Origin of the sequence: Glaciecola nitratireducens FR1064, assembly GCF_000226565.1 — a bacterium.
GTDB classification, from domain to species: domain Bacteria; phylum Pseudomonadota; class Gammaproteobacteria; order Enterobacterales; family Alteromonadaceae; genus Glaciecola; species Glaciecola nitratireducens.
The window spans coordinates 2,261,669-2,277,384 of record NC_016041.1 but is presented as its reverse complement, the minus strand read 5'-3'; the positions used below and the strand labels follow the sequence as shown (position 1 = coordinate 2,277,384).

The window sequence follows — 15,716 nt, the reverse complement described above, 5'->3', positions numbered from 1 at the left end:
CTAATCTCTTAAGGAAGACAAGTTGAGTAAGCTACATAGCGCAATGTTTGCATTCATTATTGTATTCCTAAGTAGTCTTTTTTGGCCTGCGCTACCTTCAATTCAGATTATGGCAACGGTTGCTTTAATGACCATTATTGCAGCGTTCTGCGTACGCCTTCGAATCAAAACCTGGATATTTGGAGCAATACTTGGTTTCCTCTGGGCGGGCAGTGTAGGGCATTGGTATTCGTCTTGGCAACTACCAAATCGATATTTTAATGAAAATGTCATTATAGAAGCGACTGTGCAGTCACTTCAACTCCCGATAACAAAAGTACAACAGCGTCATTTCTTTAACAGTAGCTTGCTTAAACGTAGTTCTCTAGGTAATTCAATACATGGCGCTTTGTCAGCAAATGCCCAGGAGTACGGTGAATCAGAGAATCGGCAATTTGAGCACAAAAGCTTAATGCTCAAGCTGAGTAAAATAGGCAAAACGACGCTGTACCACTCACCACTGGTTAAACTCTCTTGGTTTCAACCAAGCATGCTATTTGAACAGGGCGACAAAGTGAGGTTGGTGGTTAACATGAAAAAGCCGCATGCCTTAGCAAATGAGTTTGGTTTTAATCGTCAAAAATGGTTAGCCAGTCAAAACATTGTTGCGGTTGGCAGCGTAAAAGCAAGTCCTACCAATGCGATTTTGATGTCTCATAGTTCAATACGACAAAACATAGTTAACCGTTTGTTGCTTGATGCAAACAAATATAATCTAAAAAATACTAGATGGATTTTAGCATTAGGACTGGGAGAGCGAGGTTTATTCACTGACGAGGATTGGAAGTTGCTGCAAACTAGCGGGACAGCGCACTTGTTTGCAATCTCTGGCTTACACCTTGGCATTGTGAGTTTGTTATTTTTTAATTTAACAAAAGCAGGCTTGTTTTTAGCTATCAAAATCTTGGCTTTGGATCATCAGCCAAACATTGCGCCATGGGCAATTATAGTGAGTATCCCTTTCTGTTTCTTCTATGCCTATTTAAGTGGCTTTCAGGTTCCGGTTATCCGATCAGCGCTCGCAATCGTTTTTATGGCCTATTTGCTGTTTTATCAACTTCATTGGCGACCTATCGCCGTGATTATTTGTTTGCTGATGAGTTTCTTCTTGCTGTTTCCCCTCTCTATAATAGGAATAAGTTTCTGGTTTAGTTTTGGAGCGATTTTTGCCATTTTGTTTTTTATGTGGCGTTTTCCTCGATATGATAATACTTTGTGGGAGGGGGCTAAACAAGCAATTTTTCTACAGCTATTTTTGTCCTTAATTATGCTGCCATTAGTCGCATTCAATTTTGGTATGATTTCGACTGTGTCCGCACTCGTAAACTTAATAGTTATGCCTGTTGTGAGTATGCTGCTTGTGCCTTTGTGCTTAGGACTCATAGTCATGATGCTGCTGGGTATTGACGCATTCATAAGGGCTTTGCTGCTGTCACTAGAGTACTGTTTTGAACAGCTTATTTCATTTATGCGGATACTGAGTACCTTGCCTAATGCGAGCATGGAAGTATACAAAATACCGTCAATAGCTTGGTTAATGACATTTATTGTTCTTTTATTGATGTTTTTGCCGTTTTGGCCACATCGCAAGAAAGTGATAACTGCTCTGTGCGTTGCTATCATCACGCAAACTATGGCGCACAATGCGGTTGAAGAAGGTTGGTCGGTGCGCGTTTTTGACATTGGGCAAGGGCTGAGTGTACTCGTACGCCAATATAATCGTTTCCTGTTATACGACACCGGTCAATCCTTTATATCTGGCGGTAACTTAGCTCAGTCGGTTATCGCACCGTATTTCGAAGCTGAAGCTCACTTTATATCAAGTGAGTCGCATACCAAGAACACAGTGCCGAGCATTGACTATTTGATCAATAGTCATATGGATAATGATCATGCGGGCGGAAATAACTTTGTTTTCTCACGCTATAACGTGACTCAATGGTTGACGCCTGCGGGCGGTTGCACTAGCAACGACAGTTTTACATGGGGAGACCTGAGTTTACAGATGTTATGGCCAGATAAAACAGTTTCAGGAGAAGAAAATAATCATTCCTGTGTAATTAAAATTAGCGGTAAAAATTTGAGTTTACTGTTAACTGGGGACATTGAAGCAGCAGCAGAACGCTTAATTTTGAATAAATATGCTGACCTCGGTACCTTGCAAGCGGATGTCTTGGTGGCTGCTCATCATGGCAGCAAGACATCATCTACACTCCCATTTGTTAACGCTGTATCGCCCAAATATGTGGTAATAAGCAGTAAATATTTAAATCGCTGGCAATTTCCGCATCCCAGTGTCACCGCTAATTTTAGAGAGGTAAATGCTAAGGTGTTCAATACCGCGTTTGACGGCGAAGTCGTTTTCGAATATTCAAATGGTAAGGTAAAAGCACAAGCATACCGCCAACGCTGGTTTACTCCTTGGTATATGCGAATTCAACGCTCGCAACACGAATAGTGGACAAAGCCTTTAGCAACAAAGCCTTTAGCAACAAATCCTTGTGAAATTGAGGGCTTACGTTAGAATACCACCCCTGTAGCAATGAAACTTCTGAAAATGCTAGATAGACCAGTAACTATGATAAAGGATGAGAATGACTGCCACTACTGAAATTGAGCCAAGGGTTATCAAACGATTCCTGACTTACTTGTCGCCTTTTAAACTCCCTTTTTCAATTGCAATATTAGGTATGCTCGGCTACGCAGGCATCGACGCTTTCGTTATTTCCCAGCTGCAGCCTATGATCGACGTGGGCCTGAAGGACACTAGTTCAGATTTTCTTAGGATTGCTGCTTTTGCTATCGTTCCGCTTTTCATTATCCGTGGTTTGTTTAATTTTATGGGAAGTTACACCCTAAGTTGGATCAGCTCACAAGTTGTCATGAAAATGCGTCAGCAACTGTTTGATAAGTACATTCATTTACCCGTAGAATTTCATGATCACCAATCGGCCGGTACGCTCATATCGAAAGTTACTTTTGATACCGAACAAGTCGCAAATGCTGCAGGCAAAGCATTCTTAATACTTATTCGTGAAGGTGCGTTTGTTATAGGCCTGCTTTTTGTTATGTTTTATCAATCTTGGCAACTGTCTGTTATTTTTCTATTAATCGGTCCTATCGTTGGGATTATCGTTAATATTGTCAGCAAGCGGTTTAGAAAAATCAGTAAAGCAATACAAAAAGCAATGGGCTCACTAACAACCGGTGTCGAACAGGTGGTTAAAGGCCACAAAGTGGTATTGATGTTTGGAGGCCAAAAGCTAGAATCAGAAAAATTCCAGCAAACAAACAATAACAATCGTCAGCAAACCATGAAATTGGCAACAACGCAGATACTCAGCGTTTCTACTATTCAAGTTATTGCATCGATTGCCTTAGCTTTTGTTTTATACCTTGCAAGTACGCCTACCATGTTGAGCGCATTAACTCCTGGGGTGTTTATTGCCGTGCTAATTTCTATGATGGCTTTACTAAAGCCATTAAAGCAAATTACGACAGTCAACAATGAATTTCAAAAAGGCATGGCTGCTTGTGCCAGCATTTTCGATTTGTTAGATCAAGACATAGAAATGGATACGGGCAAGAAAGAGATAACACGTGCGCAAGGCAACCTAAAGTTTAAAGACGTGACGTTTACTTATCCAAGCAAAAAAATGCCCGCATTGCGCAATGTGAATTTCGATATCAATGCAGGGCAGACTATCGCCTTAGTGGGACGTTCAGGTAGCGGGAAATCGACTTTGTCGAGCCTGCTGACTCGTTTTTATCGCCCGCAGTCAGGTGAGATATTGCTTGACGGTGTCGCACTTAATGATGTCACTTTGAGGTCATTGAGAAAGCAATTTGCATTGGTGTCGCAACAAGTGACTTTATTCAACGACACAATTGCAAACAACATTGCTTATGGTTGCGCTGACAAAGTTACTAGGGAGCAGATAATACAGGCAGCTAAAGCGGCACATGTGTCTGAGTTTGTTAATCAGCAAGAAAACGGATTTGACACTATCATTGGCGAAAATGGCGTGACTCTCTCGGGTGGGCAACGTCAGCGCATTGCTATCGCTAGAGCAATCTTAGCCGATTCACCTATTCTTATTCTCGATGAGGCAACTTCTGCACTTGATACTGAGTCTGAAAAGTTAATTCAGCAGGCGCTGGAAGAATTGCAAAAAAGCCGCACTAATATTGTTATTGCACATCGCTTGTCGACTATCGAAAGCGCAGATCTTATTCTTGTCATTGAGCAGGGCGAAGTTGTCGAACGCGGCACTCATACTGAATTGCTTGCTAAAGACGGTATGTATGCGCAATTGCATAAAATGCAATTTTCTCAGGCTTAGCAATGGTTCTGCAAAAAGCGTGGTACGGAGATAAAAAATGGGTGTGGTTATTATTGCCACTCACGCTCGTATTTTTTTGTTTAAGTAATTTACGCAAAATCTTCTACAAAGTTGGTGTGTTTGCATCATCTAAACCCAAGGCGTTCGTGATTGTTGTCGGCAATATTTCTGTTGGTGGCAATGGTAAAACACCGACTGTCATTGCAATATGCGAACATCTTGCCAATCAGGGCTTGCGCTGTGGCGTGCTGTCACGAGGTTACGGCGGGTCGCAAACGCATTTTCCGCATTTGGTGCAAGAGCTAGATAGTCCAAGTCTTGTAGGGGATGAGCCGAAGCTGATGCAGCATCGACTGCCTTGTCCTATTGTGATTGATCCTAAACGCGTGCGCGGTGCAAAATTTTTGTATGAAGAGCATGGCTGTGATGTGATTATTTGTGATGACGGTCTACAACACTATGCTTTGCAAAGAAATTTTGAAATCGTTGTGATGGATGGAAGGGGCGTTGGAAATGGCTTTCTAATGCCAATGGGGCCGCTAAGAGAATCAGTGACTAGACTCAATACAGTCGATGCCGTCGTGTTTAACGGTCAAGCACACACCGATATTTCAATTTCACCAGATAAGACAGCCTTGATGACGCTGGAACCAAGTCAATGGATCAACGTTAAGAGCGGTGAATGTCAATCTTCGTTAATGATTCAAGAAGCGACGGCTATAGCTGGTATCGGCGACCCCAAACGCTTTTTCGCGACCTTGAGCAACATGGGTATTACGTGCGATAAAACCATTGGATTTCCTGACCATTATGCATATAAATTAGCAGATATCCCAAAAGGGATGGTGCTAATGACAGAAAAAGACGCTGTAAAATGCAAATCATTAGCGCATGATAATTGCTGGTATTTACAAGTGAGTGGTAATATATCGGAAAATTTGTATTCGATGCTAGATAACAAGTTGGCAATTTACCAGCGCTAAGCAAACATCATGTAATGACTGATGACGAACTATCAATCACGTTCCTTGTGAGCGGAAAATAACGCGTAAGATTCTAATCATAAAAATTAAGGATATTCATGGCTTTTGATAAGCAGTTACTCGACATATTGGCTTGCCCAGTTTGCAAAGGCAAGTTGTTGCTTCCCATTGAACAAAAGGAACTCATCTGCCGCTTTGATCGCTTGGCTTATCCAATAAAGGACAATATACCTGTATTGCTTGATACAGAAGCGAGAGTGTTATCGTTAGAAGAGCTGGAAGCATTAAAAGCTAAGGGCAGCTGAAGGTGGCTAGTTTGAAATTTATCGTCGTCATTCCTGCGAGATACGGTTCAACCCGTTTTCCGGGGAAGCCATTGGCTTTGATCAAAGGTAAACCGATGATCCAGCATGTTGTTGAACGCGCAATCGAAGCTGGCGCGCAAAAAGTGATCGTTGCTACCGATGACGAACGCATTGCTAACGTTGTTAGTGAGTTCGGTGCAGACGTTTGTATGACTCGTAACGACCATGAATCGGGCACAACTAGGATAGCTGAAGTGTTAGCAACGCTGGCATACCCTGATGACACTATCGTAGTGAACGTTCAAGGCGATGAGCCTTTCATTCCTGCAATCAATATTCAACAAGTTGCGCAGAACCTGCACGATAACTCACAGATACCGATGGCAACCTTAGGCTATCCAATTAGCGATATTGAGGATATTTTCAACCCAAATGTTGTTAAGGTTGTCACAAATAGCCACAAACATGCGATGTATTTTTCTCGAGCAGCCATGCCATTCGATCGTGACGAGTTTAGCAATAAATCAGTCGATAACATTTGTATGGATGATTTAAGCTCAGTGTATTTGCGTCATATCGGTATTTATGGATATAGAGCGGGGTTTGTTAAGCAGTACGAAAACATGTCTGCAACGCAGTTAGAGCGAACCGAGTCTTTAGAACAATTAAGAGTACTTTGGCATGGACACGTCATTCACGTTGATGTGGCAAAACACGCTCCACCGCACGGCGTGGATACGCCTGAAGACTTGCAGCGCTTTCAATAGCGGCATCTAAGCGTTGCTAATTTATTGCACTTGGATATCGTTGAAGTGAGTAAGTTTGTATGCAAATGCGCCACGGCGGGAGCAGCAGCTCCCTTGTATATCTTAAGCGTCTTGTATATCAGCTTCTTCATCTTCGACGGGCACAGCCCATAGATCATGTTCGTCGGCATGAATAATTTCAGCCCATAAACGTTGGCCTGGCTGAACATCAAATACGCCGTTTAGATGCACGACACCGTCTATTTCAGGAGCATCACCAAACGTACGTCCGACAGCACCTTCTGCATCAACAGAATCGATAACGATGTTGTACTCTTTTCCTATTCTGTCCTGCAGTCGCTGTTTACTTATTTGCGATTGCACTTCCATAAAACGCTGTAAGCGAATATCTTTGATATCTTCATCAATGGGGTCAGGCAAGTCATTTGCTTTCGCTCCATCGACCGGAGAATATTTAAAACAGCCAACGCGGTCTAGCTGCGCTTCTTCTAAGAAGGTCAGTAATTCTTCAAACTCTTCCTCGGTTTCGCCAGGAAAACCAACAATGAAGGTTGAGCGAATAATCAACTCGGGGCAAACTTCTCGCCATTTCCTAATGCGTTCAATGGTTCTATCTGCACTTCCTGGGCGCTTCATTAAACGCAGAATTCGTTTGTTTGCGTGCTGAAATGGAATATCTAAATAAGGTAATATCTTACCTTCGGCCATGAGCGGGATCAGATCATCAACATGTGGGTAAGGGTAGACATAATGTAGCCTAATCCACATATCCATTTCGCCAAGTTTTTCGCACAATTGCTGCATGTGCGTTTTAACCGGCATGCCATCCCAAAAATCAGTTTTATATTTTACGTCAACCCCATACGCACTTGTGTCTTGAGAAATAACGAGAAGCTCGTTAACACCAGCGGCTTTCAATCGTTTCGCTTCACTGAGCACTTGACCTACAGGACGACTGACTAAATCGCCGCGCATCGAGGGGATAATGCAAAAAGTGCAACGATGGTTACACCCTTCTGAAATTTTCAGATAAGCGAAATGTTTTGGCGTTAGTTTTACGCCATGGTCAGGCACTAAATTCAGAAATGGGTTAAATTCAGGTTTGGGTAAATGTTCGTGAACTTGGTTAACGACTTCTTCATAGGCGTGAGGCCCAGTAATAGACAATACGTTTGGATGCACCTCACGAATTTCATCTTCTTTAATACCTAAGCAGCCGGTAACAATTACTTTACCATTCTCTGCCAGCGCCTCACCGATAGTATCCAGTGATTCTTGCACCGCAGAATCGATGAAGCCGCAGGTATTAACGATAACTAAGGCCGCATCTTTATAGGTTGATACAACGTCATAACCTTCAATTCGTAACTGCGTCAAAATGCGTTCTGAATCGACGAGATTCTTTGGACAACCCAGTGATACAAATCCGATTTTGGTTGTTTCTGGCGCGCTATCAAGCTGTTTCACTTGTATCGACTGCTCTTGAATGATTTGTTTTGGACCATCCATCGTCGTTGTTTGTTTTGGATTGAATTGTTTGACTGTCATTTAATTTGCCCCTGCTCAAAGCACCGCTTTTGAAGCCGCACTGTCTTTTATTTCATGAAATTTTGTTAGGGCTTCATCAACGAATATTGGTGCATTCAGATTCAAGCCAATTATGCGCGCATTATAGCGGATTAATGCAAGAACAAATAGTGCCAAACAGGCGAGTGAGCTTAATCGTAACTTACATCTCCTTTAATCAATTTGTGCTTGGTATAAGTAATGCATCTATATGGTTGTTTATGCAGAAATAACTAATTAGACTGTCGGTGTTAATATTTTGTGAGTGAGCCAATGTCACCTTACTATTTGAAGGTATTGTGTATCACTGTTTTTGAAAGTACATACTCGTTGCCGTTAAAATTGAAGTCGTTTTATTAAAAGTTGGCCTATTATTTTGAATATTAAATGTTTTTTATTTCCTCTGCTTTTTTATCCTGGAATCTTGGTTAATGCTCAAGAGTTAGATGAACTTGATAGATTTATTCAAGACGTAAAAGTGAAGACGTTTGATTGCCCAAGTGACGACATGATTCCCAAATTAGACGAATATTTAACGAATACCAGCATCAGCAATTCTCAACGTTTTCACCTTCAGCTAGAAAAAACTCACTGGCAAATCTGCAATGGAAACTATAGTCAAGCTGAAGCCACCGTTGATAGTGTTATCGCGGATCCAAATGCCAAACAAAGCGAAGAATATTACGCGCTCGCTGTGTATCAAAAAGGTTTCCTTTTTGATGTTAAGGAAGATAAGCGCCGCTGCGATTTTTATCAACAAGCAAAAGAGCTTTCACTGGGAAAATTTGATGATATTAGTTTGAGCTCGGAACTAGGCTTGATGACGTATTGTGAAGCCCGCATTGATGAAGGTCAAAAACTAAAACGCTTGTTTGATATCTTGGAACTATACTCATTACGCGGAGACGCGCCGACGATTGCCCATATTCATAACAATATTGGCTTGATATATGGGCGCATAGGTCAACATGTTTTAGCCGCAGAGCAATTTCAAAAGACCTATGAAATTGGCTTACCTCATTATCAAGGGGCTAACAAATATGCGTCGCTAATTAGTGTGTTTACCTCCTTGCTAGCCAGTGGTCAATTTTACGACGCTGAACGCGTTATAAGTAAATTGGATGGCGCACGCAAAGAAGTTGATGTGCCGCTTGTACATGCTTGGTATTACTATGCAAAAGGACGCTTTTATCAACGCTTAGAACGAGCTGTTGAACTACAACAAACCGTAATCGATTGGAAACCTCACTTGGTGGATATGAAAAACTCTATTTTTACGGGTATGCATCGGTGGTTTGAAATAGAAGTTTGTATTAACGAAAAGCAAATTGAATGCATAAAGCAGTTCGTGAATGAAGAAGAAACCGGCGGGCCTAAGGCCTTAAGCTTTTTAGGCGGAAACGTTGACTACCTTACATTAATGGCAAAAGCATACTTAGAGCTGGGTGATATTGAAAAGGCCAGAGCATATTTTATCGATTTTTCAGCTGAATTAAGAGCGAAACTGGCGAGTAATCAGTCCTCTGGGAAAGTGTTAGGTGTCGCTAACTTATACAACAAAATTGGTGAACTTGAGTCCACATTGATGAGAGAGCAATTGAATCGAGAAAGAATTGCGATCGTATTTATTTGTGTTTTTGTTGTCGCAATATTAATAGTGGTCATTGCTTGGCGTAAGAAGGAGGCGAAGGCAAGTTCTATTGATTCAGTGAGCGCTTTATTGAATAGCATTGCTGCGTTGAGAGAAATAAGGAAAGTGCCTGCGCCATCGGCAAATAAGATTAACGCACTGGCAATATTTGACTTAGCCAATTTTAAAGAAGTTAATCGTTTACTAGGCTCAAGTAACGCTGATGAGGCTATAAAACAAATAGCGTCAACCTTTAAAAATAGTACAAGAGAGAGTGATATTCTGGGCAGATTTGCACCAGAGCAGTTTATTGTGTGCTTACCCGATATTGAAGAAGAAAGTGCTAAAGCATTTTTCGAACGCATTCGTTTTGCGCTTGAAAATACTAATTTAGGTAAACAGAATGATATTAAGATAAATGTAAGCTCCAGTATGAGTATCTACCTCGCAAATGGGCCACTCATCGATTTAGATGAAGTGTTAGATGACATGATGCTTTCTCTAAGCCTGAAATCTGAAACAGCCTAAATACAACGAATACGAAAGTCACTTTCTGCCTCCTCTCTTTCTGCCAAAGAGTGTCAAGCGGTGTCAAGTAATGTAAAGAAGTGTAAAGAAATAGAACTTACTCACCTATTCATAGACCTATGATGTGACATCGTCACGCTTTATACCTATCCCTGTCTGACTTTGCACAATTGTTATGAAGTAAAACGCCTATACCGGTAAGGCGTTTTGCAACAAGCAAACGACTTAATCATAGGAATCAAAATGAAATTCAATTACCAAAGAAGCGAATTGACTCGCTTTGCACAAATATTATGTGTTGCACTCACTATTACCGGTATTACTGCCTGCGGTTCAGATAGCTCCGAGGGCGAAGATGGCTACATCAAATTTTACAATGCATCGCCAAACGCGCCTGCTATTTTTTTGACCGTCGATGAGGATGTTGATGCAGATCCCGATGATGAAGTTGAAATAACCTATTCATCAGTTCGTTTTGGCGAGACAACGACCAACAAGCAACTACCCGCTAATACAATATACTGTAGAATTGGGTTGGCAAGAAGAGGATAGCGCTGCGCGCGCTGACTTGACGCTGTTGAGCCAAGAAGAACTAAAAATTAACAGTGAAAATATACACTTCATTGTTTTTTCAGGAGATGTTCAAGCGCCCCAAATTCTTAATTTTGATATTCCTATTATTGACGATGAGGAGGATGATGATTTTGATTTATTTAATATTCGAGTACTGAATATCACAAATGAAGGAGCCACCTTTGATATTTATTTGTCTGAGTCAGATGAAACATTTAATGAAGCTGAATTAATCGGGTCATACGTTCCAGAAGAGCTGTCAGAAAATCATAAGTTTGAACAATCGCAATACGTTTTTTACGCGACACTTGCTGGGGAAACCGATGTGGTTTATCAATCAAGTGAAGTGACATTTAGTTTTACTACTCAATACATTCTGGCATTGCGGGATAACACCGGAGTAGGGAGCTCACCTATCGTTTTGGATTTACTCTCAAGCAGCACGACCATTAACCTACCTGATGATGATTCTGAGGCAAGAGTCCGATTTTTCAATGGGATGCAGCAAAGTGCTTTGCTTCCAAATTATTCTGGTACTGTTGATATATATACAGATGCTGCGTCAACAGAGCCTGACATTAGCGGTTTGCCATCTAATCAATTTAGTGCTGCATTGGACAAAGACAACGGTGATTTTAGTGTTCGGATTATAGACGCGGATACACAAGAAAAGCTGTTTGCCAATCAATTGCTCAGTTTGCCTGAAAATACCTATAAGACAATTTTTTACTACACTCAGGAAGAGGCGGTGGATGAGGACGGAGATGGTAACGTTGACGAAAATGATGACGGTATTGTCGATGCATATAAGCCAGTACTTCGCACACTCCAAAGCACCAACTCAGAGGGAAGCAGCATCTTTGAGCATCAGATAAAAGTAATCAATTTGGTTGATAGTCAGGATTTCACGAGGATCAGCGTATATTTTGTTAAAAGTGATGAAATCATTTCTACCGCAGATGCAAATCCTTCGGTCGTCTTTGGGAACCAACAGACCTTGTTTTTACGAAACAATACCTATCAAGTTTTTGCTGTTGCCGAAATTGACGGAACCGATATTATACTGACCCAAGATGAATTGGTTTTGGATGAAGAGAGTGAACCTTTATTCTTGATTTTAACCGAGGACGCTCAAGTTGAAAATGAAGTCACAATGCAATGGGAGCTTCAATCACCCAATTAGCCTTAGTTGTGAAGCAATAATGGCATAAAAAATTAAACCAGTGACCAATAATTTATTAGTCGCTGGTTTTTTTGATTGAGCAGTCAGGCATTATCACGTGAGATTAATATATACTTTGATGCAAACCTTGATGTTTCAGTATTTGCCTATACTTTCAAACCATGAAATTAAAACTGCCCTTACATAAATACGATGAAGCCGGACGCGTAAAACCACCATGGTTGCTTTTCTTGTGCCTGTGCTTTTTAGCTAGAGGTATCGTTGTGTTCATTGCGTCACTGTCGTTCAGGCAAGACGGAGGCTTATTGCTGAGCATATTTTATCCACTAAAATATCAGTTCTATCTTTCTTTATTAACGGCAATACCTGCCATAATGACACTGCTTTTCGTAGGTTTTAGGGAGCGTATATGGAAAGCCGGCAAAGGGGCTTTTTACATAGGTGTACCTGTGATGCTGGCTTACCTCATTGCTTCAGACCTTATAATTCAGCTTTATATCCTGCGGGCGCAGCACTTTGCTTTTGCTTGGCCGACGGCATTAACCTTATTCTCAGCGTTATTGTTTGCTTGGTATTTAATAAGGAGCAAGCATATGAGGATTATGCTTGCCGACTGGCGACTGAACTCTTAATACCACTGCCGTAAACGTATTTGTATTCGTCTCTTATTGCGTGGCGCTGCCAAGTGCTTCGTTGAAATAACGCTGAACGCTGACGCTGCTATCATTAACTAAACGCTCATAGCAAATACCAGCGAATGCAAAGGTTTTTTCCTGATACATTAACATGATTGAGGGGGCTTCCTCGTCTTGCAAATTATACTGCCATTGTCCGCCAGCGAGCTTGCGAAATGTTTCACCAATGTACGCACCGTAGATATTACAGATAGTAAACACTGCTTTGTCCTCCAGCGCTTGGTCATTATATGTATCTAAAAACTTTGAAATTACAGTATCAACCGATGCAATGCTTTCAGGGGAAAAGTCCAACTCGATAGCAAACTCTTCTCTACTTGTTTTTATTGCATCATCAGCGCTTTCGCGCATAAGTTGATTTAAGGCTTGTTGTTCCATATTGACTCAAACATACTCAAATTAATCGTTATATAGAGAAGACGGTAAATCAATTTGACGATGATGTAAAATAAGAGTCTCTAATAATTGGGTCCCAGGTCCTTTATTGTCCGGTGTGGGGCAAATTAAAAAGGCCGTCATTTGCTTAAATTGACTGCCTTGTACTGGCAAGCACACTAATTTCCCTTCGTCGATTAATGCTTTTACTTTGTGTTGAGGTATCCAGCAAAACCCAAGTTTTTGAAGTAGTAAATCGATAGCGGTATCAAACTGACTGACGGTCCATCGATTTTCTGATTTCAGCCATCCTGATTTCTCGTCAGGGGACAAAGATGAGTCTTTTATGACGATCTGGAGGTGCTGTGCAAGTGCGTTTGAGTCAATGGGTTGCGGCATTGACGCGAGAACGTGCTCAGGGTGGCATACTAAAAGGAATTCAACTGTAGCAATAGGTTCTCCTAAAAAGCCTTTAGGGACGTGCATGTTAATCACAAGATCAGCTTTATGTTGGTTAATCGCTTCTTCTGTTCCGGTTAGCACGTGGTCAATAACCTGTAAGCGACTGCCTCTTGACTGCGGTAAGAATTCTCTTAATGCGGGGTACAAGAGTTCTCTAGGAAAAGCCAAGTCTACAACAAGTTTAATTTCTGGCTCCCAATCTTGATTAATATTTATGGCAAGTGATTCAAGATCTTCAACATTTTGTGTCAAGTATCTTGAGCGCCTCAACATAACTTCACCGGCTTCAGTCAATACAGCCTTGCGGCCAATAACCTCAAGTAATTGAACGGCTAACATACTCTGTAACTTTGCGACGGCATGATTAAGAGACGATTGTGACTTATTGAGCTTTTGTGCTGCTTGAGCGTATCCGCCATAGTCAACAACAGCTTGTAAAATACGCCATTGTTCGATGGTTGTTTTAGGCCTATACAACTTGTTTGTTTCCTTCTCTCTGTTTTGTTTACCGACATGTTAGTCTATGTTAATCAGGTACGATGGAACCAGCACTTTATGATAATAAAGGATGGTTTGAATCGTATCGCTGTACTTGATTCACTGACGTTATCTATATTTTCAATGGACAGAGTTTCTGAAATTTAGAGCTTTGTCTGTATGATCCTACTACGAAGCATAGCGTAATCTATGCATAAATCACTTTTTACTGGCAAACTATGAAATATGCAGCGTTCCTTCCTCTTTCAGCGCTAATTGCACTCTTACTCATCAGCGTGCTGGTGCATTTTGGCGTCATCCCGCCAGGAATGAGCATTTTAGAGTCGCTGCAGGGCAACATGCAAAACGGATTTTTCTTCATAATTTTTCTTATTATTTTGCTAGAGTCGATTATTTACGTTGGCTTTTATTTTCCAGGGCAGTTTTTTGCGGTGATTTTAGTGGTTGGCGCAAAACCTAGCGCAATGGATGTTGTTTATCTAACTCTATGCATGGTCGTGGCAGCAACATTAGGCTCTCTGATCAACTTTATGCTTGGAAGGGCTTCACGTAAACACTCATTAAAGCAAGGCGAGCAAGTTGAGGAAAAGAAGACGAAGCTTAAGCATTTGCTGCTGGCCATGATACATATTAATTCTCTAGCCTTTTTCATGTTTTCACAGGGAAATCAGTTAAAGTCACCTAAAGTAATTGGTTTGGCCGGCTTTCTTAACTTGCCTTATTATTTATTGCTAATAGCGGGTACTGCAGTGCTAAGTGAGCAAGTCATGGCGATGGCAGAGAATACCGCGCTGTTGATCGGTATTGTCTGTATTTGGTTAGTAATTGCGTTAGTTTTTGACGTGAAACAGCATCGAGGGGCCAAGGCCGCCGCAAATACATGACGTAACGTTAACGGCCAAGCACAAACTGTATCGCTCTCGTTGCTGCGACAAAGCCGAATGTCGCTGTGACACCAACAAAAGCACCAAAGCCGGTAGCGCAATCCATTTTACCTGCACCTTGCTGCTGGCCTTTTTCAAAGCTTATGCTGCCATCGCTTTGCGGATATCGTAATTGCTCAGTTGAATAAACACATTCAACCCCGAAGTTTCGCTTGGGGTTTTTACTGAAATGATAAAATCGGCGTAGTTCGGAGCGTAGTTTTGCAGCTAGCGGATCTTGAACAGTTTTAGCCAAATCGTTGCAGGTGATTTTCAACGGGTCTAATTGACCTCCGGCACCACCAACTGTGATTATTTTTATTTTGTTGCGCTTGCAAAAGGCGATCATGGCGGCTTTTGCTTTGATACTGTCAACGGCATCGATGACAACGTCGAACGATGTCGTAATATAATCTTGAAGCGTCTCTGTCGTCACAAAATCTTCGATGACTGTCACATTGCATTGAGGATTAATGTCGAGAATACGCTGCTTCATTATCTCTACTTTTGAGGCCTCTATCGTCGATGATAGTGCGTGCAGTTGTCTATTTACATTGCTGAGCGCAATATCATCCAGATCAATCAAGGTGATATTACCTACTGCGGTGCGCGCTAAAGCTTCAGCGCTCCAAGACCCAACGCCACCAATGCCAACAACGGCAATATTTGCATTTTGTAATTTTATTAGGCCGCTGCTGCCATATAATCGAGACAGTCCTGAAAATCGAGTGGCGGTATTTGCTGTTGTCATAAGGTTTTGTTTATCATCCTATCCTGAAGCATTGATGTATTTTTTTCTAATGTCAAAAGGTTCTAAAAAATAGAATGTAACTTGCTATTTTAAGC

At 41.4% G+C, this 15,716-nt stretch carries 14 protein-coding genes; 10 read left to right on the top strand and 4 right to left on the bottom strand.

Annotated features, from left to right (window positions below):
• Nucleotides 1–22: 22 nt before the first annotated feature.
• The 5 genes from GNIT_RS09770 (at nt 23) to kdsB (ending at nt 6,437) form a co-directional block, all read left to right on the top strand.
• The gene (locus GNIT_RS09770) at nt 23–2,497 is read left to right on the top strand and encodes a DNA internalization-related competence protein ComEC/Rec2 (protein WP_014109036.1); all 2,475 of its coding nucleotides are present in this window, start codon (nt 23–25) and stop codon (nt 2,495–2,497) included.
• Between the two features lie 136 nt (nt 2,498–2,633).
• Nucleotides 2,634–4,382: a lipid A export permease/ATP-binding protein MsbA gene (gene msbA, locus GNIT_RS09765; protein WP_014109035.1), complete on the top strand. Its 1,749-nt coding sequence runs from the start codon at nt 2,634–2,636 to the stop codon at nt 4,380–4,382.
• 2 nt (nt 4,383–4,384) lie between these two features.
• The gene (lpxK, locus tag GNIT_RS09760) at nt 4,385–5,365 is read left to right on the top strand and encodes a tetraacyldisaccharide 4'-kinase (protein ID WP_014109034.1); all 981 of its coding nucleotides are present in this window, start codon (nt 4,385–4,387) and stop codon (nt 5,363–5,365) included.
• A gap of 98 nt (nt 5,366–5,463) precedes the next feature.
• Nucleotides 5,464–5,670 carry a Trm112 family protein gene (locus tag GNIT_RS09755; protein WP_014109033.1) on the top strand — a complete coding sequence of 69 codons (207 nt, stop codon included), beginning with the start codon at nt 5,464–5,466 and terminating at the stop codon, nt 5,668–5,670.
• An 11-nt stretch (nt 5,671–5,681) separates the two neighbouring features.
• The gene (gene kdsB, locus GNIT_RS09750; protein ID WP_014109032.1) at nt 5,682–6,437 is read left to right on the top strand and encodes a 3-deoxy-manno-octulosonate cytidylyltransferase; all 756 of its coding nucleotides are present in this window, start codon (nt 5,682–5,684) and stop codon (nt 6,435–6,437) included.
• 102 nt (nt 6,438–6,539) lie between these two features.
• Here kdsB and rimO read toward each other — a convergent pair whose 3' ends face one another.
• Nucleotides 6,540–7,985: a 30S ribosomal protein S12 methylthiotransferase RimO gene (gene rimO, locus GNIT_RS09745; protein WP_014109031.1), complete on the bottom strand. Its 1,446-nt coding sequence runs from the start codon at nt 7,983–7,985 to the stop codon at nt 6,540–6,542.
• A 394-nt stretch (nt 7,986–8,379) separates the two neighbouring features.
• On the opposite strand from rimO, the gene GNIT_RS09740 reads away from it, so the two are divergent.
• The 4 genes from GNIT_RS09740 (at nt 8,380) to GNIT_RS09730 (ending at nt 12,549) form a co-directional block, all read left to right on the top strand.
• Complete coding sequence (locus GNIT_RS09740; protein ID WP_238526882.1) at nt 8,380–10,161, top strand: GGDEF domain-containing protein; 1,782 nt, start codon at nt 8,380–8,382, stop codon at nt 10,159–10,161.
• 243 nt (nt 10,162–10,404) lie between these two features.
• The gene (locus tag GNIT_RS17690) at nt 10,405–10,713 is read left to right on the top strand and encodes a hypothetical protein (RefSeq protein WP_049786929.1); all 309 of its coding nucleotides are present in this window, start codon (nt 10,405–10,407) and stop codon (nt 10,711–10,713) included.
• Nucleotides 10,691–11,917, top strand: coding sequence for a hypothetical protein (locus tag GNIT_RS09735; RefSeq protein ID WP_049786928.1), 1,227 nt, complete (start codon nt 10,691–10,693; stop codon nt 11,915–11,917). Before GNIT_RS17690 ends, GNIT_RS09735 begins: the two co-directional genes overlap by 23 nt.
• 161 nt (nt 11,918–12,078) lie before the next feature.
• Nucleotides 12,079–12,549 (top strand): DUF2919 domain-containing protein, encoded by a 471-nt coding sequence (locus GNIT_RS09730; protein WP_014109028.1) that lies wholly within the window; start codon nt 12,079–12,081, stop codon nt 12,547–12,549.
• Between the two features lie 33 nt (nt 12,550–12,582).
• Here GNIT_RS09730 and GNIT_RS09725 read toward each other — a convergent pair whose 3' ends face one another.
• Together GNIT_RS09725 and GNIT_RS09720 are read right to left on the bottom strand one after the other, a co-directional pair.
• A complete protein-coding gene (locus tag GNIT_RS09725; RefSeq protein ID WP_014109027.1) occupies nt 12,583–12,990 on the bottom strand; it encodes a hypothetical protein in 408 nt (135 codons plus the stop codon).
• Nucleotides 12,991–13,011: 21 nt separating this feature from the next.
• The gene (locus GNIT_RS09720; RefSeq protein ID WP_014109026.1) at nt 13,012–13,926 is read right to left on the bottom strand and encodes a LysR family transcriptional regulator; all 915 of its coding nucleotides are present in this window, start codon (nt 13,924–13,926) and stop codon (nt 13,012–13,014) included.
• A 239-nt stretch (nt 13,927–14,165) separates the two neighbouring features.
• Between GNIT_RS09720 and GNIT_RS09715 the strand changes: the two genes are divergently transcribed.
• The gene (locus GNIT_RS09715; RefSeq protein WP_014109024.1) at nt 14,166–14,831 is read left to right on the top strand and encodes a hypothetical protein; all 666 of its coding nucleotides are present in this window, start codon (nt 14,166–14,168) and stop codon (nt 14,829–14,831) included.
• A 7-nt stretch (nt 14,832–14,838) separates the two neighbouring features.
• On the opposite strand, the gene tcdA is transcribed toward GNIT_RS09715, so the two are convergent.
• A complete protein-coding gene (gene tcdA / locus GNIT_RS09710) occupies nt 14,839–15,621 on the bottom strand; it encodes a tRNA cyclic N6-threonylcarbamoyladenosine(37) synthase TcdA (protein WP_014109023.1) in 783 nt (260 codons plus the stop codon).
• Between the last annotated feature and the right edge of the window lie 95 nt (nt 15,622–15,716).

Excerpts from the sequence above, each read along its gene's own strand:
- GNIT_RS17690 (WP_049786929.1), top strand. The coding sequence starts at position 10,405 with ATGAAATTCAATTACCAAAGAAGCGAATTGACTCGCTTTGCACAAATA.
- GNIT_RS09755 (WP_014109033.1), top strand. The coding sequence starts at position 5,464 with ATGGCTTTTGATAAGCAGTTACTCGACATATTGGCTTGCCCAGTTTGC.
- rimO (WP_014109031.1), bottom strand. The coding sequence starts at position 7,985 with ATGACAGTCAAACAATTCAATCCAAAACAAACAACGACGATGGATGGT.
- GNIT_RS09730 (WP_014109028.1), top strand. The coding sequence starts at position 12,079 with ATGAAATTAAAACTGCCCTTACATAAATACGATGAAGCCGGACGCGTA.
- lpxK (WP_014109034.1), top strand. The coding sequence starts at position 4,385 with ATGGTTCTGCAAAAAGCGTGGTACGGAGATAAAAAATGGGTGTGGTTA.
- GNIT_RS09725 (WP_014109027.1), bottom strand. The coding sequence starts at position 12,990 with ATGGAACAACAAGCCTTAAATCAACTTATGCGCGAAAGCGCTGATGAT.
- tcdA (WP_014109023.1), bottom strand. The coding sequence starts at position 15,621 with ATGACAACAGCAAATACCGCCACTCGATTTTCAGGACTGTCTCGATTA.
- GNIT_RS09715 (WP_014109024.1), top strand. The coding sequence starts at position 14,166 with ATGAAATATGCAGCGTTCCTTCCTCTTTCAGCGCTAATTGCACTCTTA.
- msbA (WP_014109035.1), top strand. The coding sequence starts at position 2,634 with ATGACTGCCACTACTGAAATTGAGCCAAGGGTTATCAAACGATTCCTG.